At 57.6% G+C, this 26,576-nt stretch carries 25 protein-coding genes and 1 pseudogene; 10 read left to right on the forward strand and 16 right to left on the reverse strand.

Going from position 1 to position 26,576, the window contains the following annotated elements:
- Nucleotides 1–25: 25 nt before the first annotated feature.
- From Q0X28_RS04115 to Q0X28_RS04135, 5 genes are all read right to left on the reverse strand, one after another.
- Nucleotides 26–724, reverse strand: coding sequence for a hypothetical protein (locus Q0X28_RS04115; RefSeq protein WP_296238756.1), 699 nt, complete (start codon nucleotides 722–724; stop codon nucleotides 26–28).
- On the reverse strand, nucleotides 721–1,707 hold the full coding sequence (gene rsmH / locus Q0X28_RS04120) for a 16S rRNA (cytosine(1402)-N(4))-methyltransferase RsmH (RefSeq protein WP_298576735.1): 987 nt from the start codon (nucleotides 1,705–1,707) through the stop codon (nucleotides 721–723). The genes Q0X28_RS04115 and rsmH overlap by 4 nt, the downstream gene beginning before the upstream one ends.
- A 172-nt stretch (nucleotides 1,708–1,879) precedes the next feature.
- Complete coding sequence (gene mraZ / locus Q0X28_RS04125) at nucleotides 1,880–2,311, reverse strand: division/cell wall cluster transcriptional repressor MraZ (RefSeq protein ID WP_296238760.1); 432 nt, start codon at nucleotides 2,309–2,311, stop codon at nucleotides 1,880–1,882.
- A gap of 598 nt (nucleotides 2,312–2,909) precedes the next feature.
- A complete protein-coding gene (locus Q0X28_RS04130; protein ID WP_298576737.1) occupies nucleotides 2,910–3,329 on the reverse strand; it encodes a DUF3040 domain-containing protein in 420 nt (139 codons plus the stop codon).
- Between the two features lie 105 nt (nucleotides 3,330–3,434).
- On the reverse strand, nucleotides 3,435–3,827 hold the full coding sequence (locus tag Q0X28_RS04135; RefSeq protein ID WP_298576739.1) for an SAV_6107 family HEPN domain-containing protein: 393 nt from the start codon (nucleotides 3,825–3,827) through the stop codon (nucleotides 3,435–3,437).
- Between the two features lie 203 nt (nucleotides 3,828–4,030).
- Here Q0X28_RS04135 and Q0X28_RS04140 point away from each other — a divergent pair, with 203 nt between their 5' ends.
- The gene (locus Q0X28_RS04140) at nucleotides 4,031–4,642 is read left to right on the forward strand and encodes an N-acetyltransferase (protein WP_298576741.1); all 612 of its coding nucleotides are present in this window, start codon (nucleotides 4,031–4,033) and stop codon (nucleotides 4,640–4,642) included.
- Nucleotides 4,643–4,732: 90 nt separating this feature from the next.
- Here Q0X28_RS04140 and Q0X28_RS04145 read toward each other — a convergent pair whose 3' ends face one another.
- The gene (locus Q0X28_RS04145) at nucleotides 4,733–5,689 is read right to left on the reverse strand and encodes a methylenetetrahydrofolate reductase (protein WP_296238769.1); all 957 of its coding nucleotides are present in this window, start codon (nucleotides 5,687–5,689) and stop codon (nucleotides 4,733–4,735) included.
- A 28-nt stretch (nucleotides 5,690–5,717) separates the two neighbouring features.
- Here Q0X28_RS04145 and Q0X28_RS04150 point away from each other — a divergent pair, with 28 nt between their 5' ends.
- Nucleotides 5,718–6,836 (forward strand): polyprenyl synthetase family protein, encoded by a 1,119-nt coding sequence (locus tag Q0X28_RS04150; RefSeq protein WP_296238771.1) that lies wholly within the window; start codon nucleotides 5,718–5,720, stop codon nucleotides 6,834–6,836.
- A 108-nt stretch (nucleotides 6,837–6,944) separates the two neighbouring features.
- Nucleotides 6,945–8,600: a polyprenol phosphomannose-dependent alpha 1,6 mannosyltransferase MptB gene (mptB, locus tag Q0X28_RS04155; RefSeq protein ID WP_298576744.1), complete on the forward strand. Its 1,656-nt coding sequence runs from the start codon at nucleotides 6,945–6,947 to the stop codon at nucleotides 8,598–8,600.
- Here mptB and Q0X28_RS04160 read toward each other — a convergent pair.
- Entirely contained in the window at nucleotides 8,569–8,934 is a 366-nt protein-coding gene (locus tag Q0X28_RS04160; protein WP_296238775.1) for an Rv2175c family DNA-binding protein, read from the reverse strand. The two genes, mptB and Q0X28_RS04160, sit on opposite strands and share 32 nt — an antisense overlap.
- A gap of 152 nt (nucleotides 8,935–9,086) precedes the next feature.
- Here Q0X28_RS04160 and Q0X28_RS04165 point away from each other — a divergent pair, with 152 nt between their 5' ends.
- Nucleotides 9,087–10,538, forward strand: coding sequence for a serine/threonine-protein kinase (locus Q0X28_RS04165; protein ID WP_298576746.1), 1,452 nt, complete (start codon nucleotides 9,087–9,089; stop codon nucleotides 10,536–10,538).
- A gap of 32 nt (nucleotides 10,539–10,570) precedes the next feature.
- Here the strand turns inward: Q0X28_RS04165 and Q0X28_RS04170 are convergent, their stop codons facing one another.
- From Q0X28_RS04170 to Q0X28_RS04200, 7 genes and pseudogenes are all read right to left on the reverse strand, one after another.
- Complete coding sequence (locus tag Q0X28_RS04170) at nucleotides 10,571–11,956, reverse strand: class II 3-deoxy-7-phosphoheptulonate synthase (protein WP_296238779.1); 1,386 nt, start codon at nucleotides 11,954–11,956, stop codon at nucleotides 10,571–10,573.
- A 60-nt stretch (nucleotides 11,957–12,016) separates the two neighbouring features.
- Nucleotides 12,017–12,523, reverse strand: coding sequence for a polyadenylate-specific 3'-exoribonuclease AS (locus Q0X28_RS04175; RefSeq protein WP_296238781.1), 507 nt, complete (start codon nucleotides 12,521–12,523; stop codon nucleotides 12,017–12,019).
- A gap of 3 nt (nucleotides 12,524–12,526) precedes the next feature.
- Nucleotides 12,527–13,486 (reverse strand): ROK family glucokinase, encoded by a 960-nt coding sequence (locus Q0X28_RS04180; protein WP_296238783.1) that lies wholly within the window; start codon nucleotides 13,484–13,486, stop codon nucleotides 12,527–12,529.
- Nucleotides 13,483–13,929 carry a polyketide cyclase / dehydrase and lipid transport gene (locus Q0X28_RS04185; protein WP_296238786.1) on the reverse strand — a complete coding sequence of 149 codons (447 nt, stop codon included), beginning with the start codon at nucleotides 13,927–13,929 and terminating at the stop codon, nucleotides 13,483–13,485. Before Q0X28_RS04185 ends, Q0X28_RS04180 begins: the two co-directional genes overlap by 4 nt.
- Nucleotides 13,930–13,936: 7 nt before the next feature.
- Nucleotides 13,937–15,103: a glycosyltransferase family 4 protein gene (locus tag Q0X28_RS04190; RefSeq protein WP_298576749.1), complete on the reverse strand. Its 1,167-nt coding sequence runs from the start codon at nucleotides 15,101–15,103 to the stop codon at nucleotides 13,937–13,939.
- Nucleotides 15,104–15,209: 106 nt separating this feature from the next.
- A complete protein-coding gene (locus Q0X28_RS04195; protein ID WP_298576751.1) occupies nucleotides 15,210–16,226 on the reverse strand; it encodes a C40 family peptidase in 1,017 nt (338 codons plus the stop codon).
- A gap of 335 nt (nucleotides 16,227–16,561) precedes the next feature.
- Nucleotides 16,562–16,894, reverse strand: a pseudogene (locus Q0X28_RS04200) (NlpC/P60 family protein); the annotation flags it as partial.
- A gap of 866 nt (nucleotides 16,895–17,760) precedes the next feature.
- On the opposite strand from Q0X28_RS04200, the gene Q0X28_RS04205 reads away from it, so the two are divergent.
- Together Q0X28_RS04205 and asnB are read left to right on the forward strand one after the other, a co-directional pair.
- Nucleotides 17,761–19,467, forward strand: a complete 1,707-nt coding sequence (locus Q0X28_RS04205) for a DEDD exonuclease domain-containing protein (protein WP_298576753.1) — start codon at nucleotides 17,761–17,763, stop codon at nucleotides 19,465–19,467.
- A 165-nt stretch (nucleotides 19,468–19,632) separates the two neighbouring features.
- Complete coding sequence (gene asnB, locus Q0X28_RS04210; protein ID WP_296238793.1) at nucleotides 19,633–21,558, forward strand: asparagine synthase (glutamine-hydrolyzing); 1,926 nt, start codon at nucleotides 19,633–19,635, stop codon at nucleotides 21,556–21,558.
- Between the two features lie 84 nt (nucleotides 21,559–21,642).
- Here the strand turns inward: asnB and Q0X28_RS04215 are convergent, their stop codons facing one another.
- Entirely contained in the window at nucleotides 21,643–22,602 is a 960-nt protein-coding gene (locus tag Q0X28_RS04215) for a carbohydrate kinase family protein (protein WP_296238795.1), read from the reverse strand.
- Nucleotides 22,602–22,949 (reverse strand): iron-sulfur cluster assembly accessory protein, encoded by a 348-nt coding sequence (locus tag Q0X28_RS04220; RefSeq protein ID WP_296238797.1) that lies wholly within the window; start codon nucleotides 22,947–22,949, stop codon nucleotides 22,602–22,604. Before Q0X28_RS04220 ends, Q0X28_RS04215 begins: the two co-directional genes overlap by 1 nt.
- A 281-nt stretch (nucleotides 22,950–23,230) precedes the next feature.
- On the opposite strand from Q0X28_RS04220, the gene Q0X28_RS04225 reads away from it, so the two are divergent.
- The 4 genes from Q0X28_RS04225 to Q0X28_RS04240 are packed head-to-tail and all read left to right on the forward strand — an operon-like array spanning nucleotide 23,231 to nucleotide 26,488.
- Nucleotides 23,231–24,001, forward strand: a complete 771-nt coding sequence (locus tag Q0X28_RS04225) for a DUF3043 domain-containing protein (RefSeq protein WP_296238799.1) — start codon at nucleotides 23,231–23,233, stop codon at nucleotides 23,999–24,001.
- A 1-nt stretch (nucleotide 24,002) separates the two neighbouring features.
- Complete coding sequence (locus Q0X28_RS04230) at nucleotides 24,003–24,599, forward strand: bifunctional adenosylcobinamide kinase/adenosylcobinamide-phosphate guanylyltransferase (RefSeq protein WP_296238802.1); 597 nt, start codon at nucleotides 24,003–24,005, stop codon at nucleotides 24,597–24,599.
- Entirely contained in the window at nucleotides 24,600–25,688 is a 1,089-nt protein-coding gene (cobT, locus tag Q0X28_RS04235) for a nicotinate-nucleotide--dimethylbenzimidazole phosphoribosyltransferase (protein ID WP_296238804.1), read from the forward strand. It begins immediately after the preceding gene.
- Between the two features lie 35 nt (nucleotides 25,689–25,723).
- Nucleotides 25,724–26,488 carry an adenosylcobinamide-GDP ribazoletransferase gene (locus Q0X28_RS04240; RefSeq protein WP_298576757.1) on the forward strand — a complete coding sequence of 255 codons (765 nt, stop codon included), beginning with the start codon at nucleotides 25,724–25,726 and terminating at the stop codon, nucleotides 26,486–26,488.
- The last annotated feature ends 88 nt before the right edge of the window (nucleotides 26,489–26,576 follow it).

Here is a 26,576-nt window from a genome sequence, read left to right on the forward strand (position 1 = left end):
CCTAATTCACAGTGTAACGACGGTGCTAGCGGCTGGTTGAGACGCGCTCCGAGGAGGCAGTTGAGTGTCGTTTCTCGAAATTCACTTTTTCGATGGGGGGTTCGCTAGCTTCTTCTACCTTGAGCTCTACTCGCTGTGGCAACGGTGGGTTGATATTGTGCAGACTTTGCCCCGTTGCCGCTTTCGGGGTGCCAAACACCTTGACGTTGTGACCGACCTTGTGGAGCGTGGCAACATCTCCGCTGGGTACCATCCCCATAGCAGCTGCCTTCTCCGCGAGCTGAGCTGCAGACATAGATTCTTGCAGTTGTTTAGTCAGTTGTGCGTCGCGTTCCTTGAGCTCTTTGTTGGTGTGCTGTAGGGCGACTACTGATTCAGACTGACTTGCCACATAGCTGGAGAGGACGAGGGAGACACCCACTCCGATGAACAGCACGATAAGGACAGCTGCCACAAACGAGAGCCTACCGATGCGCAGGCGGCGCACTGTACTGTGCTGGTTCATCGCGGCTTGAATCGACGCGCGACTACGACCACGGATGGCGGAGGATGCGACGCTGCCAGCTCCGCCATTGCGGACGGCCGCACCGGTGGAGACTTGTATGGTACGGGCGAGGCGCCGATTACGCCGATCAATTGCTCGTTGGGCGGATGCGGTACGGTGCCGTGGGTGGGAATCGATGCGCTGCGTACGGCTGCGGGGCCGGGCGAAGGTCTCGATCATGCTGCGTCCCTCTCTAGGCGTTCAATGACCCGCACCCGCACGGAAGCGGAACGGGGATTGTGGGCAATTTCGTTCTCGTCGGCTTTTTCTGCGCGACGGGTCACCAGAGCGTAGTGGGGTTGGGTACCTGGTAGCTCAATGGGGAGATCCACCGGAGTGCGGGAGGCACAGGCGGCTGCAAATTCTCTTTTCACAAGTTTGTCTTCATGGCTTTGATAGGACATGAAGACTGCTCGTCCTCCCACTGCAAGGAGGTCGAGGATGGCTGGCAGTGCTGCTTTCAGGCTGTCGAGTTCGTGATTGACCTCGACTCGCAGGGCTTGGAAAGTCCGCTTTGCTGGGTGTCCTCCAGTTCGACGTGCACCCGCAGGGATAACCCGATACAGCAGGTCGACGAGTTGTTGCGACTCACAGAATGGGGTGCTGGCGCGTTCCTTGACGATAGCGTTGGCAATTCTGCTGGCGAATTTTTCATCACCGTATGCGCGGAGCACATAGGCAAGGTCGTGTGCGTCATAGGTGTTGAGGATGTCCGCTGCAGTAATGCCAGTGGTCGCATCCATTCGCATGTCGAGAGGGGCGTTACGACTGTAGGAGAATCCGCGCTCATCGTCATCGAGCTGCATGGAGGATACTCCCAGATCGTAGAGAGCACCGTTGATGCCCAGCCGTTGCGCTTGCTGGCAAAGGGGGTGCTCCGAGGCAGCGATCACGTCGGCAATGTGGTGGTACTCCGTGTGGATGCCGAGAAACCGGTCTCCGAATGGCGCAAGACGATCAGTGGCGAGTGCGAGGGCTTGTGTGTCACGGTCAAGACCGATAACACACGCATTGGGGATGCGTTGCAGGATCGCCTCACTGTGGCCGCCTAATCCCAAGGTGCCGTCAACGATAATGGGTCTCTCACTGTACTGCTCGCTGCATGCAGGGGTAAGGAGCTCGACGATGCGGTCGAGCATCACGGGGATATGCCGATCGGACATGTCTCGCTCCTTTCTGCGAGGTGAGAGAGGGGTAGTGGGCAAATAAAGAGATGCCATCGGGTCCCTGGCCGACGGAACCTGGCGTTGGGGAAGTACGTCAGGGGCCAGCCGGTCAGAGGCCTGGTGGCATCTCCGTATAAACCGCTATGGAGGTGTCACGGGGGTCTCTTCGTTAGAAGATGTCCTGTAGTGCGTCGTCCTGTGCGTCTGAGAACGCCTGTTCGTTGGCGGCAGCGTATTCGGCCCAAGCCTCGGCGTTCCAGATTTCCAGGTAGTCGACAGCGCCGATGACGACGCATTCTTTGTTGAGTTCTGCGTACCGACGGTGGTCGGCGGAAAGAGTGACACGTCCTTGTGCATCGGGGAATTGCTCGTCGGTTCCCGCGGCCAGGCTACGGAGGAAGGCTCGAGCTTCTGGTTTCGTCCGGGGCGCTTGCGCTGCCCGGCGAGCCAACCGCGCGAATTCCTCTCGGGGATAAACGGCCAAGCAGTGATCCTGGCCTTTCGTCACCATCACGCCGCCGGCAAGCTCGTCACGAAACTTGGCAGGAAGGGTGAGGCGCCCTTTGTCGTCCAGCTTGGGCGTGTAGGTGCCGAGGAACATCGCACCACCGCCTTCCACCACCGACCGGGTTATCTTCCCGATTATTTACCACTTCTTTCTTATGTGCTCCACTCTACCCCACTATCCCCCACTCAACAATAAAAAACGCGTGTCTTACAGAATTTTTCCCTAGAAAAATACCACTTATTCTGGCTTTTTACTCAGTGGGGCGAGTTTCCTTCAACCGTCCCTTACCGCCCCCTCTTTCAAGTAACATTGTTAACATTTTTCACATAGATAACTTTAGTAATTATGGTCATTTGAGAAATTTAAAGCACTTTTACCCCATAAAAAACCATTGAACTGCTATTTTTCAGCAATTCTGAGGTTTAAAGGCGACTCGTCTTTACTCTTGGGAAAAATTTGTGGGGGAAAGTGGGGAATTGAGGAATACATCAGAATTACCCTCTCAACATGCGTGTAAAAGGCCCTCCTGAAGGTCTGGAGCACTCTCCCTCAGCGATAACTAACTGCTGCAGACTGACAATAAAAGGCAATTGAGCACGGCACTAGGCAGTGCAAAGACAAGGAAACCCCCGCGGGTTGCAGGGGTCTCATGAGAGTGGACAGCAATGCCTCCACCATTAAATTGTGTCTCCTAGCGATGCCTATCATCGAACCGTCGTTGAAAGCTATCTGCCAGCCCGTTTCCAGCGCCTCCACGCTTCGAGCGACCGGAACCTTTCGAAGCCCGCTTGGCGGCAGTGGACATCGCGCGCTTCGGAACTTTGCTCCGCCCCGCCCCATTGCTCCGGTCAGCATGACGGATAAGAAGAATGCCACCCCAGAACATCAGACCAAAGCCCACCAACGACAGTAGCGGGAAACCCGCAATCTTCACGAAAAAGCCTGCGAACAGAAGAACTACACCGACTGCGATAATGACCCAACCCCGCATAACCGATCGGTCTTGGGAGGCAACGTTCACCTTGCGCACCGATTCGGTAAAAGCAACGTCCTCGGTGAGTGCGCTCTCAATCTCATCGAGCATTTGCTGCTCACGATCCGAGAGTGCCATCGGCGTTCAACTCCTCTACATAGTGCATTTCCTCATAGCGAGTACCTCTAGTGTACGTGTCAATTCGGGTTCTCACCACGAAAGTGGCAGAGTTGCCTCCACCCGCTAGGCCGCTTCAATATCCTCGTGAGCGGCATCGATACGATCGAGAAAACGCCCCACCCGATGAAATACCTCATTTGCCATCTCTACGGACACTGCCACCGACAGCCCCATCTCAATATCCCGACGCAACGTTCCTAACCGACGGAAGTAGACAATGTCCTCCTCCCACTCAGATGACAGCCGACCAAGTAACGTCCACACATCCCGAGTCAGCGGGCGGGTCTTCGCAATCCGCGGATGTGCAGCAAGAATGATTCCTGCGCCTTTTACTGCCGCAAGATAGCTAGAGCGGACACTTTCTCGCGGATCCTCCGCGGCAGCACGCGAGTAAAAGTACTCGGCACTGCTTCTCGCTTGATCCCGTGTCATTAATGTTGCTTCCTTCGTCTTCATCGACTCATCGTGTAGCCATCCCCCTCGGCATGTTTGATGAAGACCACACGATACGTATACACACTTTGTGGAATAGTGGTGTAGCGCTGTTAGCCTCTCCTCATCACAATCCTGTGGGGAAGACACCGTGAGAATAACTAAGGGGTGTAACAAAAACTCCCAGAGCACCCCCAGAACAGTCCCATGCGTGGTGGAATGAAGCTATGACACTCCGCACCACCCCCAGAGTCGTGCTCCTCACACCCGCTCTCATGCGCGCACGGCTCAGCGACGCAATGGATGTCTACCTCACTGCGATGAACTACGGTCCAGAATGGCGAATGCTACGACGAGACCCCTGGGAACGATCCATCCTTAATCCCGGATGGACTGCCTATGCCGCATTCGCGACGCACTCCCAACAGAATCCGCTACAGGCACCAAACCCCTTCCACGATCCGCTGGTAGGAATCACCTTTGGCTACCGTGGAGATCCCCGATCGTGGTGGAGTGACAAAATTCGCGAGGGATTGAAACGTGTCGACTACCCCCCCGCCAGCATCTCCGCACTGATGAACAACTACTTTGAACTTTCTGAGCTACACGTTCTCCCCGCATACCAAGGACGGGGAGTAGGACGGGAGCTCCTCAGTAGCATGCTCTCCGCCAGTGCCGGCCATCACGTGCTCCTCTCCACCCCCGAAGTACCTCAGGAACGCAATGCGGCGTGGCGACTCTATCGGACGATGGGTTTCCGAGACCTACTGCGAGACTTCACTTTCCCTGGCGATCAGCGTGCTTTCGGCATACTCGTCCATCCCGCTACAGCGGAGTAGCACCTTTGGCGACGCCTCTCCTGCAACCCCAACTCGGGATGAACCCCATCTGACAGCTGTGCGTATATACCTCTGCACAAATGACCTGATTTAGCATGCGTTCTTCGCCACCTCTAGCTCGGCATCAGAAATAATCCCTAACCCCCGCAGCACATTTGCGATGGGGAAAACCTTGTTCAACGTGTCGAAATGCAGAGCGGGTACACCCTCCGCGATCAAACGCTCGCAAATCTCCAGAGCCATTTCGATACCCAAGTCACTGACAGCCTGCACATTCTCTTCCGGCCCGCTACCCGCTGCTTTGTCCAAGCGTTGCTCAACACTCCGCGGCAGCCGCGAACCAGACAACTGAACCATCCGGTGAGCAGATTTCAACGACATGATAGGCATAATCGATGGGATGAGCGGCCGACTGCCACTCTCCATATCCGCTGCGACTAGACGATCACGCAGCCGCAAGTACGCATCTGCTTCAAAGAAGATCTGGGTCACAGCAAAGCTTGCCCCAGCGCGTAGTTTTTGCAACGTGAACTGAGTGTCCGCCTCCAACGTAGGAGCGCGGAAATGACCACTCGGGAATGCCGCCACACCTATATGGAAGCCCCCCCTTTCGCGAATAATCTCCACCAGCTCCGAGGCAAACTCCACCCCATCAGGGTGCTTTCGCCACACCCCCAACGGATCTCCCGGCGGGTCACCACGCAATGCCAACACGTTATGGATGTCATTGTCCGCAAAAGCCTGCAGCACCTGCTCTAGTTCTGCCCGAGAATGATTGACGGCGGTCAGGTGTGCGAGAGGCAGCAGAGACGTTTCACGTTGCATACGTGCCGTCACATCTACCATGCGATCCCGATTGGAGCCGCCCGCCCCATAGGTCATTGACGCAAAGCAGGCACCCCATCGCTCGAACGTTTTGGCAGACGCCCACAGCTTCTCCAGTGCCTCATCCGTACGAGCCGGAAAGAACTCAACCGAAAATGGAATACGCCCCGTCGTCGATTCCTCGATACGATCTAGGACAGAGCTTGCGCTAGTTGTGACCATGCTCAACATTGTAATGAATCGAGGAACTGTGTCTTCATCGCCAGCGACGACTCCCCCGCTGCTACCAGCGAACTGGCAGGACCACATTACGGAACTGCTACATACCTATTGCCAGCAACGCCGTGCTGGATGCGCAGCCATGGGGCCAGTCGCCGATGAGTGGCTTGGCGTTCTCGAACGGTTCGTCTGTGACGGTGGAAAACGCATCCGCCCCACCTTCCTCTGGTTCGGGTGGTTGGCTGCCGGAGGAGACCACTACCCAGAACTCACCGACGCACTCCACAACGTCGCTGCCTCGTTAGAGTTTGTCCAGGCCGGCGCCCTCATCCACGATGACATCATCGACGCCTCAGAGACCCGCCGCGGCCGTCCCGCCGCACACACCCACTTTTCCTCGCAGCACGCACAGGCTGTCACCACTCACCAGGCCACTGGTGATAGCGCAACAATCGGACAATCAGCCGCGATCCTCCTCGGTGACATCGCACTGAGCTGGGCCGACGACATGTTTCTCAGCGCCGGGTTGACGGCCCCCGCACTCCAACGTGCACTCCCCTTTTGGACCGCCATGCGGACAGAAATGCTCACTGGACAATACCTCGATATGCAAGGGGAAACTCTCCCCTATTGCGATGCGGACAACGCCTGGCGTGTCAACCGATTTAAGACGGCCGCTTATACGATCGAACGTCCCCTCCACATTGGCGCAGCATGTGCCGGAGCCTCCCCTCTCCTCCTCCAAGGGCTCAGCGACTATGGCGTCAACCTAGGAATTGCCTTCCAGCTCCGCGACGATCTCCTAGGTGTCTTCGGAGATTCTGGAAAAACCGGGAAACCCTCCGGGGAGGATCTACGGGAAGGGAAGCGAACCAAGCTCCTGGCAGATGCACTCGACCATCTCGCGCCCGCCGAACACGACGAACTGTGGAACCTCATCGGTCGCCCCCTCTCTGCAGAAGAACTTGATCGCGCCCGCACCCTCCTCCGTGAAAGTGGCGCCGTCACCCGCAGTGAAGCAGAAATCAGCTCCCTCTCGGCCACCGCAAACGAGAGTCTCCTCAACCTACTCCACCACCACGAGATTTCCCCTGCCGTCACTGAGTCTCTACAAACCATGATCGACACCGTCACCCGACGCGACTACTGACACCGTGAACGCCCTTCCTCTCCGACTACTGCACTAACAATCCGCGGATAAAGACGTAGACGTGCGACAATATCAGGCAGAACGAGACACTGGCGAAGGAGACTACCGATGGCAAACACAGTTCGTACCGCCTACTCCGAACTACGCCGCCTCAGCCTCCTCCCCCTGCTTTGGTGGGGTATGGCGGGCGCACTCTTCATCTCATTCGCGTCCTGGGGAGCTGGCGCAAAATATGCAGTGAATTCCTGGCTCGTACCGCTCCACCTGGACTGGCTACGCTACGGCCACGGGCAGTTACTGTGCCAAGTCTTTTTTTGGCTCGGCATCCTGCTGCTCGTCATTAACTGGGTACGGCTCGGGGCTTTTCTCCTCGATAACGACCAGCGCGCCCTCCTCAGCGCACCAGCTATCGGTCTCATCGCGGTGGTGTGGATGGTACCCTTCCTCATCGCGGGGCCAATCCTGTCCCGAGACGTGTTCTCCTACCTGGCACAAGGTGCAATCCAACACGCTGGTTCCTCTGCCTACCAGGTCGGTCCGAACATTCTTAACGAACCCGGGCACGTCGACCCTCTCTATCTTGAGGTGTCAGCAGACTGGCGCAATACCACCACCCCCTATGGGCCTCTCCACTTGGGGCTGATGGAACTCATCATCATTATCACGCACAACAATATCCACGCCGGGGTTTTTCTCGTCAAACTTCTCTGCATGCTGTCCATGGTAGGGATCATGTGGGGAGCGCAGACTATAGCGCGGTCGCTGGGAACCTCGCCGGTCTGGGCCATCTGGTTCGCCGGCGTTAATCCCCTCATGTTGCTGCACCTCGTGGGCGGCATGCATAATGAGGCCTTCATGGTTGCTCTCATGGTGGTGGGACTGGCCCTCTCACTGCGCCGTCAGCATCTTCTTGGTATTACCGTCATCACCCTGGGTGCCGCTATCAAAGCAACAGCATTCGTCGCCCTCCCCTTCCTCATCTGGATCTGGGTTGCGCATCTCCGCGCCGCCGGAAAAACGCAACAGACCACCGCACCAGGGAACATTCCCGACGCCGCTGCCGCGGTAGAAAGTCGCGGCAAACTCGTCGGCTACTTCCTTGCTACCGCTGCAGGCGGCGCGGTGCTGAGTGTCGCCATTTTTGCGGCAGTATCGTTTACCACCGGAACCGGACTGGGCTTCCTCGCTGCGCTACAGGGCTCTGGCAAAGTCATTAACTGGCTCGCCTTTCCCACAGCGTTAGCCCACTTCACGGCCATGGTAAGTAGTCACTCTGGCGGACCTAGCTTTACCGTCACGCTCGGCGCGGCACGCAGTATCTTTAGCATTGTCATGGGGCTGCTCGTCATCCTCGTATGGGCCCATTACCGCAAGACGCCTCTCCAAGCATTGCGAGGTCTGGCTATAGGTTTTCTGGTGCTGTGCTTCTTTAACTCGCTGGCATTCCCCTGGTACTACTCGTGGATCCTGGGGTTCGTTGGCGCTCTCGCACTGAGCCGTCGCGCCATCCGAATTATCGCAGCCTTCTGTGCATGGGGATGCGTCATTGTGCTCCCCTACGGCATCATCGGCCTCTACAACTACTTCTGGGCAAGCGCCGCGCTCGTCGTTGGGGTAACCGTGTATTGGTTCTTAGGACGCGGTGAACACACCTGGCCTCTCACTGCTGCAACTCTGCCCATCAGCGAGAGGCCAGCTGGTGCAACGGCATGTGGAGCGGAAGACGCTCCGTCTACAACGCCATTGCCTGCGCCCGGCGCATAACCTCCCGCGCGAGGTGGCCATGCAGGGCATCGATCGGCCTGCCTGGCAGTGAATCATCGGCGGTATAGAGGAAGTGCAGAATTTCCGTGGCGGAATAACCACCATCGGCAAGGACCGCGATGAGACCAGAAATGTGTTTAGCAATACCCTGCTCGTCGAAGAACAGTGCGGGCACCCCGACGACTCCATCTCGTTCAACAGCAATCAGCTGCTGTTGACGGAGCAGTTGGTGAACGCGCGTTACGGGAACGTTAAGAAGCTGGGCAACTTCGGGGAGAGGAAGGATGCCATCCGTAGTGTCTAAAACGTCTTCGGCGGTAGGAAGAGAACTCATACCTCTGAGAGTACTGGTCTTCGTGAAGGAGAGGTAACTCCTCCACGCTAATTCGGTAGCATAGACAGCAAAGATCAGTAGTTGGATATGCCTCTACAGTCGAAAACCTAGCTGGCACTTGAGCACGCCCCCGGAGAGAGAAGAGCAACAGGATGGCTGAGATTCCACGTTTGTGGTCACGCCTCAGTGGCCGCGACTCGGATTCCCGGTCTCCCTTCCGCCCTGGCGACAAGGTCGATGACCGTTACCTTATAGATGGTTATATCGCCCGCGGCGGGATGTCTGTCGTCTACCGGGCAATTGACACCAGACTAGACCGCCCCGTCGCGCTCAAAGTCTTGCGATCCGATCTAGCCTCCCGCGAAGAGTTTCGAAAAGGCTTCGTGGCAGAGGCCAAAACTGTTGCCAACCTGCGAGGCCCGGGCATCGTCACGGTCTCTGACCAAGGGATGTGGAAGGGCGAAGCGTTTCTGGTAATGGAACTCGTTGCGGGTGGCACTGTGCGAGAGTTGTTGAACGAACGCGGCCCGATGCCTCCCTATGCAGCCGTGGCAGTCCTCAAACCTACCTTGGAGGCACTCGCCGTCGCCCACCGCTCGGGTTTTGTCCACCGAGACGTTAAGCCGGAGAACATCCTCATCGGCCCCGACGGCATCGTGAAAGTGGTGGACTTTGGGCTTGTCCGCGCCGTCAACAGTGACGATAACGAGGGGTATCTAGTCGGCACTGCCGCCTATCTGGCTCCCGAGCAAGTGACGGGTGCTCCGATCACCCCTCGCTGCGATGTTTACTCTGCTGGTTTAGTGTTGTACGAGCTCTTAGTGGGTATTGCACCGTATGGGATGGAAGCTACACGAGAGGTTGCCGAACGCCGACTGACGGACACTGTTCCCTCCGCCTCCGCGCAGCGCCCCGGTATCCCCACAGAGTTTGATCGTATTATTGCGACTGCGACTGCACGCGACCCGGAGCGCCGCTACGTTGATGCACACGCTATGGGAAAAGCTCTCGACCAGCTGAGTACAACGTTGCAGCTTCCACACTATGTAGTCCCCACTCCGCAAGAGTCGGCGGAACAAACTGCCGCCCAGACCGCGCTCTCTACCATGGCGGCACTTCGCAAGGGGGAGGATCCTGCTGGTGGACCGTCCAGTGCAGCGGAGACGGAGGTGCTGGGGGCTGACAATGAAACCGAGATTCTTGACAGTGCTGACGCCACCGAGGTTTTCCCCACTGTTGCCCAGGGAGCAGCGGCAGCACCTGTGCACACTGCGGTGCTCACCTCTGCTATGCCGCTAGAGGATACCAATGGACTGTTCCCCCTAAAGGAGGAAGACGAGGAGTCGGCTGATGACAACGGCCTCGGTTACGTCTATGTCGAGGAAGATGTGGACGAACCACTGAGCCCGGAAGAAGAACGCGCCTGGCAACTCGCCTCACACCCACGGGTGTGGCCGATCCTTATCTGGCTGGTAGCTTTGCTCCTCGTGCTGGGGGGTACCGGCGCGGCAATGCGCTCTTTGGGGCATGAGCTGCTCCCACCAGCCCCAGCATCCCACTCGCAGAGTGAGACCGGGAACCAGCCGGAAGCGCTTTTCCAGTAGTCACGACATGTCTTGTCGGGCCGTTCCAAACGTTAGCGGCGCAGCATTTCGGCGACGAGGAACGACATCTCCAACGACTGTTGGGTGTTGAGCCGTGGGTCGCAAGCCGTTTCGTAGCGACGTCCCAAGTCGAGGTCAGAAATGTCCTGGGCACCACCCATGCATTCGGTGACATCTTCACCGGTAAGTTCAATGTGGATACCACCCGGGTGAGTACCCAAAGCATGGTGCACTTCGAAGAAGCCTTGCAGTTCGTCGATAACGGCATCAAAGTGACGAGTCTTCAGGCCACTCGGGGCAGAGTAAGTATTGCCGTGCATGGGGTCGGTCTGCCAGATGACTTTGTGCCCACTCGCCTCAACAGCTTCCACGATGGGTGGCAGCACGTCGCGAATCCTCTCGGAACCCATCCGGGTAACCAGCGTCAGGTGGCCAGGAACGTTGTTGGGGTCCAAACGTTCTACATACTCGACCGCCTCGGCAGGGGTGACACGGGCACCGATCTTCAAACCGATGGGGTTCTCCAACAGGGAAGCGAAGGCAATGTGGGCACCGTCCATCTGGCGGGTACGCTCACCGATCCACAAATAGTGTCCTGACAGATCGTAGAGGCGCTGTCGGCCATTCTTTTCGGCGAGGTGGACGAGGGCACGCTCGTAGTCCATCACCAGCGCTTCATGCGAGCAGTAGATGTCGGCACGTTCAAGGCCATTGTCTTTGACCCCACACGCGTCCATGAATCGCAGACCGAAATCGATTTCACTGGCGAGTTCCTCGTAGCGAGCTCCGGCAGGAGAGTTGGAAACGAACTCGCGGTTCCATTCGTGCAGACGACGCAGGTCCGCGGTGCCAGAGCCGGCGAGAGCCCGCACTAGGTTCATCGCGGCTGCGGAGTTGGCGTAGGCGCGCACCATGCGTGAGGCATCGTGGCGACGGCTTTCCTCGGTGGGAGCGTATCCGTTAATGATGTCGCCACGGTAGTTCTTGAGACCGTTTTCGTCGACATCCTGGGAGCGAGGTTTGCCATACTGCCCGGCAATACGCGCGATCTTCACTACCGGCATAGACGCACCGTAGGTGAGGACGACAGCCATCTGCAGAAGGGTGCGGATGTTGGCGGTGATGTGCGGCTCGGTATTTGTTTCGAAGGTTTCCGCACAGTCGCCGCCTTGCACGACAAAGGCTTTTCCGAGTGCTACCTGAGTAAGAGCGTCTTGAAGTTTGTCGACTTCAGCGGGCACAACGATGGGCGGCACTGATTCCAGCACTCGACGCACCGCTTTGGCATGGTCCGGGTCCCATGAGGGCTGCTGGGCTGCCGGCTTTGCGACGGCAATGTAAAAGGCCTCGTTCAGCTTGTCCGGAAGGGGAGGCAGATCGGGCAGTTCTTCGAGGGGGATATCAACAGTCCAGTTCACCCCTCCAGAATAGTGGAGGAGTCAAGCAACTAGCGAATGACGTTCTCTGCTGTCGCAGTGCTAGCGCAGAGTAGCGTCCCCTTCGAGGGCCCGGCGTATAGCGACAAATCGTTCCAAGTCCCACCGCGCATCTATCAGGGCATTGTGCGCTCCCACCGGTTTGCCGGGGATACCAGGTTGTCCGGCGTGCATCCAATACTGTTTGAGTTCGTAGGTGAAGCGAGGCACACCGCGTGGTAACGCGGCCATATCCCCCCAGAGTTGGCAGAGTGCAACATGGTCGTACGCCGCCACCCACGCCCAGAGTTCCATGGGGTGTCCGTCGTCGTGGTGCTTCCAAAAAGCGGTGATGCGTTCTCGCATAGTACGCCGATCGCACCACGCGCTATCGCTGGGATTGGGCAGTTTGGGAAGAACGTTACGCTGGACCCACGGGTTGGCGCGACTCGTGTCGCACTCCGTCGAGACCAGGTAAAGCTCCTCCCCCGTTTCCGTCACCATACCGAGGGAGAGGAGGTCGATCGTTCGGCCGTCCTCAATGAATTCGCAATCGTAGAAGAATCGCATGGACTAGTTCCCAGGCTGTTCAAGGAGGAAACGTCGAGCGAGGTCAGCTGCGCCTACCTGGCCAGCATCATCTCCGAGCTCGGCTTGTTTAATGGTGGCGAGCGGGCGGTAGCCTGACCCCGTCACTTGGGAGGCATAGACTTCCCGCGCATGGCTGAGGAATTGGTCTCCGGCGGAGCCCACCCCGCCACCGACAACAATGAGGTCAGGGTCAAAAACATCGGCCACAGTTGCGAGGCCGATTCCTAGCCAGTAGCCAAAGTCGTCAAGAGCCATTTCGGCGATGCGGTCATGCTGTCGAGCTGCTTCCATAACACGGCGGCCGGTCAGTTCTGATTCGGGGGTGACGTCTTTTCCGAGCACCGTGGGAATGTCAGGATGTGCCACCATGAGTTCCAGGGCAGTATCGACGAGAGCGGTCCCCGAACAGTAGCGCTCCAGACACCCCAGTTTTCCACAGGAGCAGGGACGTCCGCTGGGAACCACTTGGAGGTGTCCGAACTCAGGGGCAGTACCGTATGCACCGCGGAAGAGTTCATTGTTGCAAATGAGGGCGCCACCGATACCAGTGCCGATGGCGAAAGTGACGACGTAGTTACCGCCTACGGATGCACCATAGTTGTACTCGGCCCAGGCGGCGGAGTTGCAGTCGTGCTCGACCACTACTGGCATCCCGAGGCGTTCTTCCATCCGTTCCCGCACATGCACATTGCGCCACGGCAGATGGGGTGCGAAGCGCACAGTGGAGCGGTCTGCGTCGAGAAAGGCGGCTACGGCGAGACCTACCGCCTCTACCGTATTGCGTTTAGCGAGTCGTTCCACAACGGAGGCGAGGGCATCTTCTAGCGAGTGGACCGCATGAGGGGTGGGGACGCGTTCTCGGTCCAGGATGTGACCACGCTCATCGACAACGGATGCCCGCAGGCTGGTACCGCCGACGTCAATACCAATGGTGTTGGTCATGATGCGGGGAACTCCTCGTGTGCTTCTCGGGCGCGCGGGTGTTCCGCCCGCCATCGGAGGGGATCTTCGCCGGCGGGACGGTCGCTATCGAGTAGCTGCCGGAGCTCGTTGACGAGGTCTTTGAAACGGAATCGGTAAAAGTTGGTGAGGGTAGCTGCGCGCTTAGCTTGTGCAGCAGACGAACCGGTACCTGTGGGTGCTGCATGGAGGAAGTAATGGAGGTTAGTCCCGTCAGCGACAGATTCCAGCCAGATTTCGGAGGTGCCCTCTACTACACCGGTGGCAGCCCAGCGTAACCCGAGGGGACCGCGGTTTTCGGTGACGGAGAGTTGAATATTGGGGAACCAGCGGGGCCAGTCTGCGGAGTTGGCGATGACGAGGGCAATGTCGCCCGCGGGTACCGGGAGATAGGCGAGGTCGGCAATCTGAATGGGGTGCATCACGGGGCCATCACTCTCCTTCCTGTGTGCTGTCGGCGGCGTCTCCGTCGAGAATGCTGCGGAGTTTCTGGCCGAGTACACTCCACTGCCAGGTAGAGAGCATCCACGCCCGACCGTCCTTCCCAAAACTAGTGCGCCGCTCTCTTGATGCCAAAAAACGAAGCAGTTCAGTGGCCACTTGTTCGGTGTCGCGGCCGTCGACGACCACCCCCGTTACCCCATCGTGGACGGTTTCGGGAGCTCCACCGGAGTTCCCGACGAGAACGGGGATACCGGTAGCGCTGGCTTCGAGGAAGACAATGCCAAGACCTTCGACGTCAAGTCCGTGTCCGCGGGTTCGACACGGCATGGCGAACACATCCGCCGCTGCATAGTAGAGCGGAAGATCTTCGTCGGGGACAAGGTGGGTGAAGATGACGTGGTCATTCACCCCAAGATTCCGGGCCAACGTGTGGAGGCGGTCGGAGCTGGGGCCTCCTCCGACAATAAGGAGGAGAGCTTCCGGTTCTTTTGCCAGAATGGTGGGAAGGGCGCGGATGAGGGTGTCTTGTCCCTTACGTGGGACGAGCCGGGAGATGCACGCGATAACGGGGATATGAGGGCGAATGTGATGACGTTCGCGGATGAACTCACGACCATCGGGGTTGGGGTGGAAGCGAGTGGTATCAACTCCGGAGGGGAGCCAGATGAGTCGGGGATGTTGGCCGAGGGCTCGACTGATACGGTTTCGCGTGTAGTGGGAGACGTAGGTGATGGTGTCGCAGCCGTTGCCGATGATCCGTAGTGCGGCGTGGGCGAAGGGAAGCATGGCCCAACCCACTTCGTGTCCGTGGGTGGAGGCCACGATGGTGGTGACGTCGGTGTGGCGGCGCAGGTAGTGGGACATGAGAGCGAGCGGCGCGGCAGCACCAAACCACACTGTTTCGTAGCCTTCATTGCGGATGAGGGCTGCCACCTCGCGGCGCACACGGAGAGTGGGCAGGAGTACAGATGTTGGATTACGTACGATTGAGTAGGGCTGTTGAGCATCGAATTCTGCACAGCGTTCGGGGTGCCAGGTCGAGCAGTAGACGCCGATTTTGTCTGCGGGGAGCTCCTGGATAAACCGGTGGAGATACGACTGGATTCCCCCCGGGCGAGGGGGATAGTCATTGGTGACCAGAAGCGTTTTTCGCATGATTCTACCCTACTGTAGCGAACATTGAAAAATAGCTGCTAGCGCCGTCTTCACCTGTTTCGTGTGGTGAGGTAGAAGATGACGGCGCTAGTGGCAGCAGGCAGGTTTAGTACCGACGAATGGTGTTGATGGGGGCATGATACAGCGGAGAAAGCCGCACGGTTTGTCCGAAGGTAGGGGCATGCAGCACCTGACCGTTACCCGCGTAGAGGCCGACGTGGCTGGCATCGGAGTAGTAGATGACGAGGTCACCGGGCTGAATGTCCTTTTCCGGGACGGCTAGTCCACCAACAGCCATTCCTTGGCTAGCACGAGGCAGGGTAATTCCCAGCTGGCGGTATGCCCAGTAGACCAGACCAGAGCAATCAAAGGCATTGGGGCCAGTGGCACCCCACACATAGGGGCTACCGATGCGGGTCATTGCAATCTGGAGAGCTTTGTTACCTAGGATGTTCGCACCGAAGGCGATCTTGGGATCAAAATCCTCGGGTAGCTTGACGCTCTTCCATGCATTCTTAAGGTTCGGCGGCAGCGAAGCGAATTCTGCTTGCACAGAAGCGATCCGCTTGCGCATGGCGATACGGGCTTTATCGAGATCAGCTTGCGCTTTGCGGGCGCTTGCCTGTGCTTTGATGGCCTTAGCTCGGTTGTCGGCGGCAGCCTTCTTAGCCTCGCCGGCCGCATTCATGGCGTTCTCGTAATCCACCAAAATGTTGAGGGTGGTTTGAGTAAGGGCTGCCTCGCTCCGAGATTGGTCAAGGATCTCTTGGGGGGAATCGGCCATGAGGACACGCATGACACCCACGTTTTGAGTGTTGCGGAGGTTGATGGACGCGATGTTGTTCAGCGGTCCCTGCATACCCGCGCGCTTGCGCTCTGCGACGGCGGCAGCTTTATTCGCAGCGGCGATCGCCTTTTCCGCAGAAATTTGATCTCGCTTGGCACGCTTCAGGGTGTCATTCGCCTGATGGATCTGTTCGGAGGTGCGCTCGGCATCGCGAGCTAGCTTGCGCAGTTGATCGAGCGGAGTCGGTGCAGCGTTCGCTGCTGATCCGAGGCCCGCGATAAGAGCGGTGGACAACACCATTGCTGCCGTTCCACGTACGGGATGTGATCCACGCATGTTACGCACTTCCTGTCGTTCTAAGATGAGGCAGTTTGACCGTGTATCGCCAGATGATTCGCGGTGTCTCGGAGGTTATCGAGCTGTTTCGGTCGAGTCTCTGCTTGATCTCAGTTAAGTCTCATTTCGGTCTCTAATTTACGTCCAGGAAAGGCGGTTGTCCATCTGATCTTACGAGAAAAAGCACTCTTTATCTTGGCTCTATTCACTTTCGTAACACCTGTAACAGACTGAGGAAAAACCAGCCGACTCTAGCCGCCAACCCCCAGACAAAACTGTGAAGATTGTCACGAGGCGACTATTACGACGGTACGCATACCCGCACGCGCACCCGCTCAGTAGTAGCGAGTGGCGCCATAGTATGGCATCGAGTCTAACGACGATTCGCTGACGTTCTGCCCTTGATACGGAGCATGGACGATTGTGTTCTTGCCGGCGTAGACACCTACGTGGCTAGCATTGCCATAAAATGCGACGATGTCGCCGGGCTGCAGGTCCTTGCGCGCAATGGCATGGCCGCCCGCAATCTGGTCCTGCGAAGTACGCGGAATATTGATGCCCAGCTGCTGATGTGCCCACATAACCAGTCCAGAGCAGTCAAAAGCATTAGGGCCAGTGGCGCCCCAGACATAGGGATCACCGATACGAGAACGCGCCGCTTCTAGGATCTTCATACCCCGGGAGCGTTGCACGTCAGCCTTGCTGCGAGTCTTCGCCTTCGACGTCATCAGTTGATCAACTGGGATGACGGTATCGACCAAAGTAGCGACGGTCTTATCTTCCAACACCTTATCGATAACGGGCTGAACAGCCTTCTTGACAGGCTGCAACTCATCCAGCACAGGCTGTGCCTGCTTCTTCACCTTGTTCGTTACCGGCTTTGCCTCGTCACGAACCTTCTTAGCCTTCGGAGCGTACTTCTTGTTGACCTTTTCAGCGGCCGGAAGAGCCTTCTGCGATGCTTGGCGAACAATCTTCTCCGCGTCGTCGAGCGTGGCATCATCAGTACGCACATGCGTTGGGGTGGCCAGTTCCGGAATCTCAATAGACACCTGTGGCACGACAGGAGTGTCGAGCTCGGCAGCCATAGCCGGTCCGGCGATGCCACCCATGAGGCCAGCAGATACGACACTGACAGCGAGGGCATGGGGAGCCGACACGCTCTTCGTCACTGCACGATGCTTCGCCATGAGTTTTCTCCATTCATCATTTCTGGCGTGGTGTACATCAACGTCGATGTCGCCAGCTAGACTTTCTGGATACGGGTGAATCCCGCCAGAATTCTCTTTGGTCTCAAAAAGATTACGAAAAGATAACCGACGTTGTCCACTTTTCGAGACCAAAAAAACGCAATATGCGACAAATTATTGCCCACACCCGCCCACTAGTTGCGATATTTACGCAGGTAAAAACACTTTTATCGACTGTCAAAAATATTTTTGAAAAATATCGTTTTGATAACGCAACACGCCGTTCGTCGTTACCAATCATGCATTCTCAACGCTTGTTACAACGACTCGTTATCGTAGAATTCGTGACTAACGAACGTGTGCGGTTGCCCGGAGCCTCGAACCCCCTGTCGAACCTCAACTCCCCCATCCCCACGCTGTGGCCTGCACACTATTTCTCAGCGGACGAGTCCCCCACGGAGACCACCCCGCTATGTGACACCACCTTCGTCGTCATCGACCTTGAAACGACCGGCATGACACCGGGCATCGACGCCATCACGGAGATTGGTGCAGTCCGGGTAACCGGCGGCGTCATTGAAAAAGAGTTTGCGACTCTCGTTAACCCGGAACAACCCATCTCTCCATTTATCGAAGACCTCACCGGCATCACCAACCAACAGGTTCGCGACGCTCCCACTATCGACGTCGTCTTCCCCTCTCTCCTTGAATTCATTTCGGGGAGCACACTCGTCGCTCACAACGCTTCTTTCGATCTCTCCTTCCTCCGCGCGACCGCCCAACAGCTGGACTACTGCTGGCCCGACAACCCCTCTCTCTGCACCGTCAAACTAGCCCGGCGCATCCTTGACCGCCAAGAAGCTCCCTCCGTCAAGCTCTCTGCGCTCGCGCAGCTCTTCCACACCCACACCCGCCCCACACACCGTGCACTTGACGACGCTCGCACAACAGTAGAAGTCCTCCACGGGCTTATCGAACGTGTTGGCACCCAAGAGGTCACAACACTAGCCGACTTATCCGCCTACCGTGGACACCACAACAGCGCCATCTATGCCAAACGGTCGATGGCGGACGGTCTCCCCCATCTCCCCGGCGTTTATATATTCCGTGACGCCCACAACGTTCCCCTCTACGTCGGAACAGCGACCGATCTGCGCCGTCGTGTCATGGGCTACTTCAACGGTTCGGAAACACGGCGCCGTATGTCTGAAATGGTGCTTCTCGCAGACCACATTGACTATGTCGAATGCCTCACTCCTTTTGAAGCGAGCATTCGTGAACTGCGGCTCATCAGTGCCCACCAACCTCCTTACAATCGTCGCTCACGGGACCAAGAAGGCCACTGGTGGCTCATCCCTCCACGCGCATCAGCCTCCCACCTCTATTCCTGTACACGTGTTGCCCCAGCCGAGAATGCTTGCGCGGTTGGCCCTTTCCGTCAGAGAAGCACGGCGGTAGCGGTGGGTACCCTCATTGAAAGCGATATCCGGCACGGCGTCGCTCCCACCGAGCCCCTCACCCTAGCTGAAAAATCCGCGAGTGCTGAGATCATGCGTGAACTCACACGGGGGGTAGCTGCGCCTCTCATCGAACGAGCACAGTCGCATCTCACAGAACTTGCCACTGCACAGCAATACGAACAGGCCGCATTTCTGCGAGACACCACTGCTAAGGCAGTGCTGGCGCTTGGCTCACTCCACCGATACCAGCAGCTTTATCACCAGGAGGAGATTATTGTGGCGGAACCTGACGGCCGTTCCGGCTGGTTCTTCACCGCCATTCGCCATGGCATGTTTGCGGGAACCCTCCATAGTCTTGCCGGCGAAAACTACCAAGCTGCTATCTCCCAGCTGCACGCTAGCGCCCAGACTATCCTCTCCTTTGCGGACGCACCCATGACCAGCTCCCAAGAGGAACGTCAGCTCGTGTATCGCTACCTCGGCAGTGGCCACGTCCGACTGGTAGAGGTGGCATACCCCTGGCACGAGAAACTCTCCTCCGCTTGCGGCTACCGCGAATGGGCAGAACGTGCCGCAGCTGCGAAAAAGTAGACATGTCCATTCCTTCTATGGCGAGAAGTCGTTGTACTTCCCCTAGCCCCCTACAAGCCAACCCCCATTTAGTGGCATACTTAAACGAACCCTCCCCCACCCGTATGGGGCATATGCTTCTCCGCTAGGAACTCTCCTAGCGGCTTATGGAAGGACGAAATATCTGTGTGTGGCCTTCTCGGATTTCTCGCAACTGGCGGAAACGCTACAGCGTATGCAGATTCCGTAACTGCAGCACTTCCTCATATGCGCCACCGCGGCCCCGATGAGCATCTCACCTGGCATAACCAGGATGTCGTTTTCGGTTTCACCCGTCTTTCTATCATCGACATCAAGAACGCCCACCAGCCTATGGTGTGGGGGCCTGCTGACGACCCCGAACGCTACATCCTCGCCTTCAACGGCGAAATCTATAACTATGTAGAACTGCGTGACGAACTTCAACACGAATTCGGTGCCGAATTCCATACCACGGGTGACGGAGAACCCATTGTTGTGGGCTTCCACTACTGGGGCGAAGATGTGATCACTCGCCTTCGCGGCATGTTTGCCTTCCTTATTTGGGACACCAAAACCCGCACTCTCTTCATGGGCCGCGACCCCTTCGGCATCAAACCCCTCTACTACTGCCAGACTGAGCATGGTGCCGTCTTCGGATCCGAGAAAAAATGCCTCCTTTCGCTTGCAGACACCATCAATCTGCCGCTGGAACTCGATAAGCGCGCGCTCGAACACTATGCGGCCTTCCAGTACGTCCCTGAACCGGAGAGCCTCCACACCACCATCCGCCGCCTCGAATCTGGATGCTGCGCCACACTCACTCCAGGTGGACAGCTAGAGACACACCGCTACTTCACCCCTACCTTCCCCATCGATAAGAGTGCGCATGATCACGAGCAAGCCCTTATCGACGGTATTACGGCTGCTCTCGAAGATTCCGTCGCTAAGCACATGCGAGCAGATGTCACAGTTGGCTCCTTCCTCTCCGGCGGTATCGATTCCACGGCCATTGCCTCACTTGCCAAGCGCCACAACGATAATCTGCTGACGTTTACCACCGGTTTCCACCGTGAGGGCTACTCCGAAATCGATGTAGCAGCAGAATCAGCGAAGGCAATCGGGGTCGAACACATTGTGAAGCCCGTAACCCCTGAAGAATTCATCGAGGCAGTCCCCCGCATCATTTGGTACCTCGATGACCCAGTTGCAGACCCTGCTCTTGTCCCCCTCTACTTCGTGGCACGCGAAGCCCGCAAACATGTGAAAGTTGTTCTCTCCGGCGAAGGCGCAGATGAGCTTTTTGGTGGCTACACCATCTATAAAGAACCACTGTCCCTCGCTCCCTTCGAGAAAATCCCCGGCCCACTGCGACGCGGACTTGGTAATTTCTCCGACCATCTCCCGCACGGTATGCGCGGCAAGAGCCTTCTCAAGCGCGGCTCCATGACGTTGGAAGACCGCTACTACGGAAATGCCCGCTCCTTCACCTTTGAGCAGATGCACGAACTCATGCCCTGGGTAACCCCCGAGTGGGATCACCAGGACGTGACCGCCAATATCTATGCACAGTCCGTCGGCTGGGATCCGGTAGCCCGCATGCAGCACATCGACATGTTTACCTGGCTGCGCGGAGACATTCTGGTGAAGGCAGACCGCATCACCATGGCGAATTCTCTCGAGTTACGCGTCCCCTTCCTCGATAAGGTTGTCTGGGAGGCGGCCCGCAAACTCCCCTACGACATGAAGATTGCCCACGGCACCTCCAAATGGGCGCTGCGCGAGGCACTGAAGACCATCGTCCCGCCGCATGTTCTCAACCGTAAAAAGCTTGGTTTCCCGGTCCCCATCCGCCACTGGTTGGCAGGGCCAGAAATGTTCGACTGGGCACGAACGCTCATTCTGGAATCTGAGGCCGATCACCTATTCGACAAAACAGCGCTCCTCTCCATGTTGGAGGAGCACAAGGACGGCGTGATGGATCACTCCCGCCGTATCTGGACGATGCTATGTTTCATTATTTGGCATGCCATCTTCGTCGAAGATCGTATTCACCCAGAAATCCCGGCACCCCAATACCCAATCGAGTTGTAACTTCAACCGACAACATACGACAGAGAAAGGGGATCGTCCATCAAATGGACGATCCCCTTTGCTATAGCGTCGTTAGGGAGTCGGCTACAGAACGGCCAAGATTGCCTCTGCGCTCGCTTCGTCGTAACGCTCAGCGAGCCGCTGGCGGGCTACCTCAGCATCCCAGACCCACTCTTGCGTACCAACAGTCTCCAAAACGAGACAGGCCACCAGTGAACCCAATTTGGCGCAATTCTCCCAGTCCAAACCGCGCAGCCGGGCTGTCAAAAAACCAGCCCGGAAGGCGTCACCTACCCCGGTGGGATCCTGAATGTTATCGCTATGCAGAGCGCCAACAAAAAACCTGCCATCGGGGGTATTGATTTCGGAGCCACGCTCACCGAGTGTCGTCACCCGAACTGTCACCAAAGCATCCAACTCTTCAGCTGTCAGTGCAGTCTTTTGTAGCAACAGCCCATACTCGTACTCGTTGGAGAACAAATACTCTGCCCCTGTGACCAGCTGAAGAATACTGTCACGGGTCAACGAGGAAAGCTGCTGGGATGGATCCGCCGCAAAGGGGATACCCAGTTCACGAGCTTCCTCCGTATGTTTGGCCATGGCGACCGGATCGCCAGCACCAATGAGCACAATATCGGGTCGCGGGGCGACGTCGTGGAGCGAGATCTGCGCAGACTCGCTCATTGCGCCCGGATAGAAGCTGGCAATCTGGGCGAGTTCTGCATCAGTCGTACAGGTAAACCGTGCCGTCGCGGCCGTGTCACTGACATAGACCTGGGAGCAATCCACCCCGTGGTCCTCCAACCAGCGCTGGTAGTCGCCAAAATCTTTGCCGACGGCACCGAGCAGCAGAGGCTGTTCACCCAACACGCCCAGGGCGAAACAAATATTGCCGGCGACACCTCCGCGCCGAATATCCAAACCGTCCACCAGAAAGCTGAGGGAAACATGGTCGAGATGCTCGGGAAGGAACTGCTCAGAGAACTTTCCCGGGAAGGTCATGAGATTGTCAGTGGCTACGGAGGCCGAAACGGCAATGGTCATTAGTTGAATGAATCTCCACAGGCGCAGGAACCCTGAGCATTGGGGTTGTCAATGGTGAAGCCTTGCTTCTGGATAGTGTCTGCGTAGTCGATGGTAGCGCCCATCAGGTAGGGCATGGAGAGACGGTCCACTGCAAGAGTGACGCCGCCGAATTCGTTACGAATATCGCCATCGAGTTCACGATCGTCAAAGAAAAGCTGATAACGCAGGCCAGCGCAGCCACCAGGGGCAACAGCAAGACGCAGTACGAGGTCGTCGCGGCCTTCCGCATCAATGAGTGCCTTGGCCTTAACGGCAGCAGCATCGGTTAGAGTTACACCGGCAAGGTAGTCCTTGGTGTCAGCCATGAAGTGCTCCTAAAAATGATTGACTATGGTCTAGTTAATCTCTACGAGTGTAGAACGATTCACCTCCAGAAACTATTCCCAACCAACAGGAATTAAACTTCTCCATCTCACCCTCCCACGTGGCGGGAATTTCCTCCCGGCTCACCCCATTACCACGCAGTGTCGTGGCCACACCTACATACCGCGAGACAACAACCACCCCCTACACTTTGGGCATGGGAGGTTGCCGAGCAGCAGGAAAAAGTTAGGCTTAGCGCCTCCTTTTCCTCTAGCCTAAAGAGGTGAAATTCTTTCGTCGTGACCCCCAAGAGAGCGCTCCCGCTGAGGCCGAGCCCGCGGTTGAAGCCACCACCGAAACGGTAGCTCCCCAGAAGGGCTCCGCCTATACCCCCAAGAAGGGATATGCCACTCCACGTCGCCGCGACGTCGAGCGTGCCCGCGGTATTCAGCGTGGACCCGTCGCACCCGCTCCGATGACACGCAAAGAAGCCCGTGCACGGGAGGATGCCCGTTACACGGGCATGACGAAGGAAGAAAAGAAGGCCGCCAAGGCACGCGAAACCGAAGAACGCCGCATGCAGCAGGAATATCGCCGTCAGCGGATGGCTGCCGGTGACGACGACTATGTGCTGCCCCGCGACAAGGGCCCCATCCGGCGCTTTGCCCGCAACTGGGTAGACTCCACATGGACCCCGATCTCCTGGCTTTTCCCCATCGTGCTGCTGCTGCTTATCGGCACCATGATTCCTAACCACGCGGTGCAGAAGACCATCCAGTACCTCATGTACTTCTTCTTCATCGTGCTTCTTATCGAAACCTTCCGTATCTGCATTACGGTTTCTCGTGTAGCAAAGAAGAAGTTTCCCGGGAAGAAGGACACAGGGTTCCGTTTGGGCTGGTACGCATTCATGCGCGCAACCCAGCCGCGCCGCTGGCGTAACCCCGTCCCCCAGACCTCACCGACTTTCCCCTGGTCGAAGAAGGATGACGGCGAGGATGCTGCCAATGCTTCTTCCGATGCACAGTCCGCGAAGGCGAGGAAAGCCGGCTAGAATGGCGTTTAGCCTGGTCATTGGGGGCGCGCGGAGTGGAAAATCGGCATTCGCCGAGAAGCTTATCTGTGCTACTCGGGCAGACTATGTACGATACGGTGCTACCGGCCCCACCACGACGAATGATCCAGCATGGGAAGAGCGCGTCGCCCTTCATCAAGCGCGTCGGCCCTCCCAATGGGACACTGTCGTCAGCTGTGACCCTGCCACGTTGCTCGCGCCTTTTCCAACCACTGGGCATTCTGCCCTGCTACTCGATGATCTCCCTTCCTGGGTGACTCACCAACTGTCTGACCTCACTGACTGGGAGACCTGCACCCCCGACCAGCACGCACAGCTTCTCGACCGGGCCAACCGCTTCGCCACTGATATTGCGGCATGTGCTGCCCAAGGCATCGATATCGTGGTGGTGACGCTGGAAGCGGGGTGGGGAGTTTCCCCAGCTACGACTGCCGGCAATATCTTCCGAGATGTTCTGGGGGATGTCAATCAGCTCTGGGCTGCTGCGGCAGACTCAGTGACCTTGGTGGTCGCTGGTCTTCCTCTCTCCCTCAAACCCTCAGCGACACCTTTGCACACTATGTCTGGGGGCAGCTAGATGACATTCCCTACAATTACCCCGCCTTCACACGAGTGGCAGCAGACTGCCCGGCGCTACCAAGACCGTCTGACCAAACCGTTGGGTTCTCTTGGCCGCTTAGAGGACCTCGGAGTGTGGCTGTGCGCTTGCCAGGAACAGTGCCCGCCGCGCCAGTTCACTCATGCCAGATTGGTTGTCTTTGCGGGAGACCACGGTATTGCGGCTGCCCATCCGGTCTCTCCTTATCCTGCTGATGTCACCCGACAAATGCTGCTCAATATGGTGCAGGGAGGTACTGGGGTAAACGCTTTATGCCGCAATGCTGGCGTGGGCTGGCGAGTTGTTGATATGTCGGTGCGTGGAGCTCCCTTCCCCGGGGATATCTCCGCGTTTCGGGTACGAGAGGCGTCAGGATCTATCGATTGTGAAGATGCGCTCACCCGCGCTGAGTGTGAAGCCGCACTGCAAGCGGGACGAATGGTGTGCGACAGTGAAGTCGCTGACGGGGCTGACCTCCTTGTTGCTGGTGAGCTTGGCATTGGAAACACCTCTCCGGCGGCAGCCATTATTGGGGTACTGTGCGGTCTGCCCGCAGAACAGGTCGTGGGACGTGGTAGTGGCATTGATGATGCTGGGTTAGCTAACAAGACCGCTGCTGTGGCGGCTGCTATTGCACGGGGGCTACCCTCTCACGAGGATCCAATGGGGCTGCTCACATGTTGTGGAGGTGCCGACCTTGCTGCCATGGCCGGGTTTCTTGCCCAAGCTGCTGTGCGGCACATTCCGGTAGTGCTAGACGGGGTCATTGTGGGAGCATGCGCACTTCTTGCAGAAATGCTGGCACCGGGTGCCCGCTCCTGGTGGGTGGCGGGCCATCAATCAGCTGAGCCGGCGCATGCTGCTGCATTAGATGCACTGGAGCTCTCCCCTCTTCTGGACTTAGGTTTGCGACTCGGCGAGGGTTCTGGTGCGGTGTGTGCAGTTCCTCTTCTGCGTGGCGCCATCCACTGCATGACAGATATGACTACCTTTGATGATGTAGAGGTTAGTGGGCGACTCGATGCGCAGGACGGCATCGGCCCACGCTTCCCCACTACGGAGGTATAAGCACCATGGTCGGCTTCCGCACTGCTCTGTCGTGGATGACCATTATCCCAGTCAAAGCTCCTGACGAGGTCGACCGTGCGCTGGGAGTGCGGACAGTACGTGCCATTCCCTTAGTAGGTGTAGTGCTAGGCCTGCTCTGTGGGCTCGTCTCGTGGGCGTTTGCGAGTATCGCTGTCCCCTGGCCTATCACCGGCATTGTCATCACTACTCTGCTTGTGGTCCTTACTCGCGGCATGCATGTTGACGGGCTGGCTGACACTATCGATGGGCTCGGTTCCTACCGCGAACCGGACGAAGCGCGCCAAATTATGCGGGACGGCCGAGTGGGGCCCTTGGGGATGGCAGCAGTTGTGTTGGCGCTTATTGCTGAAGCTCTCACTTTTGGGCTATTAAGCACCCACAATGGGCACATTATGACGGGCACGGTGATTGCGGTTGCCCGCTGGGCTACTCCCCTCATGTGTGCAGCTGGGGCGTCCCAAGTTCCTCGCCGGGGTTTTGGTTACTTGATGATTGGCACGCAGCGACCGGCGTTCGCCTGGGTGGTAGCCAGTATCGGGGCACTTCTTTTTACCGGTGCGGCCGCTGTCACGTCTGAGCTATGCGGGCGTATGCCTGATGTCTCTGTTGTGGTCGCTCTGCTCTATAGTGCCGCAGCTGTTGGCGGAACGGTACTGTATCGCCGACACTGTGTTCGCCGGTTGGGCTATCTCACTGGTGATGTGCTGGGCGCCAATGTGGAATTGCTGCAGGCGTGTGGTGCGGTTGCGGCGGTGTGTGCGGTAACGGCACTGCTGTAAGTCTGGCGGTACCGTCGCCATCCTCGTCCCCCGCGACCATCATGGGCTTCCTGTTCCCCTCTACTTCCCCACGATAGAACTGCCGCCC

The sequence above is a fragment of the uncultured Lawsonella sp. genome (assembly GCF_947252745.1).
Taxonomy (GTDB): Bacteria; Actinomycetota; Actinomycetes; order Mycobacteriales; family Mycobacteriaceae; genus Lawsonella.

Bases quoted from the DNA above. Each gene is read 5' to 3' on its own strand.
- Q0X28_RS04220 (WP_296238797.1), bottom strand. From the start codon at position 22,949: ATGGCTGACACCAAGGACTACCTTGCCGGTGTAACTCTAACCGATGCT.
- mraZ (WP_296238760.1), bottom strand. From the start codon at position 2,311: ATGTTCCTCGGCACCTACACGCCCAAGCTGGACGACAAAGGGCGCCTC.
- Q0X28_RS04115 (WP_296238756.1), bottom strand. From the start codon at position 724: ATGATCGAGACCTTCGCCCGGCCCCGCAGCCGTACGCAGCGCATCGAT.
- Q0X28_RS04160 (WP_296238775.1), bottom strand. From the start codon at position 8,934: ATGAGTTCTCTTCCTACCGCCGAAGACGTTTTAGACACTACGGATGGC.
- Q0X28_RS04130 (WP_298576737.1), bottom strand. From the start codon at position 3,329: ATGGCACTCTCGGATCGTGAGCAGCAAATGCTCGATGAGATTGAGAGC.
- Q0X28_RS04175 (WP_296238781.1), bottom strand. From the start codon at position 12,523: ATGCGATTCTTCTACGATTGCGAATTCATTGAGGACGGCCGAACGATC.
- Q0X28_RS04180 (WP_296238783.1), bottom strand. From the start codon at position 13,486: ATGACCAACACCATTGGTATTGACGTCGGCGGTACCAGCCTGCGGGCA.
- rsmH (WP_298576735.1), bottom strand. From the start codon at position 1,707: ATGTCCGATCGGCATATCCCCGTGATGCTCGACCGCATCGTCGAGCTC.
- Q0X28_RS04195 (WP_298576751.1), bottom strand. From the start codon at position 16,226: ATGCGTGGATCACATCCCGTACGTGGAACGGCAGCAATGGTGTTGTCC.
- Q0X28_RS04230 (WP_296238802.1), top strand. From the start codon at position 24,003: ATGGCGTTTAGCCTGGTCATTGGGGGCGCGCGGAGTGGAAAATCGGCA.
- Q0X28_RS04140 (WP_298576741.1), top strand. From the start codon at position 4,031: ATGACACTCCGCACCACCCCCAGAGTCGTGCTCCTCACACCCGCTCTC.
- Q0X28_RS04190 (WP_298576749.1), bottom strand. From the start codon at position 15,103: ATGCGAAAAACGCTTCTGGTCACCAATGACTATCCCCCTCGCCCGGGG.
- cobT (WP_296238804.1), top strand. From the start codon at position 24,600: ATGACATTCCCTACAATTACCCCGCCTTCACACGAGTGGCAGCAGACT.
- Q0X28_RS04145 (WP_296238769.1), bottom strand. From the start codon at position 5,689: ATGGTCACAACTAGCGCAAGCTCTGTCCTAGATCGTATCGAGGAATCG.
- mptB (WP_298576744.1), top strand. From the start codon at position 6,945: ATGGCAAACACAGTTCGTACCGCCTACTCCGAACTACGCCGCCTCAGC.
- Q0X28_RS04240 (WP_298576757.1), top strand. From the start codon at position 25,724: ATGACCATTATCCCAGTCAAAGCTCCTGACGAGGTCGACCGTGCGCTG.
- Q0X28_RS04215 (WP_296238795.1), bottom strand. From the start codon at position 22,602: ATGACCATTGCCGTTTCGGCCTCCGTAGCCACTGACAATCTCATGACC.
- Q0X28_RS04135 (WP_298576739.1), bottom strand. From the start codon at position 3,827: ATGAAGACGAAGGAAGCAACATTAATGACACGGGATCAAGCGAGAAGC.
- Q0X28_RS04165 (WP_298576746.1), top strand. From the start codon at position 9,087: ATGGCTGAGATTCCACGTTTGTGGTCACGCCTCAGTGGCCGCGACTCG.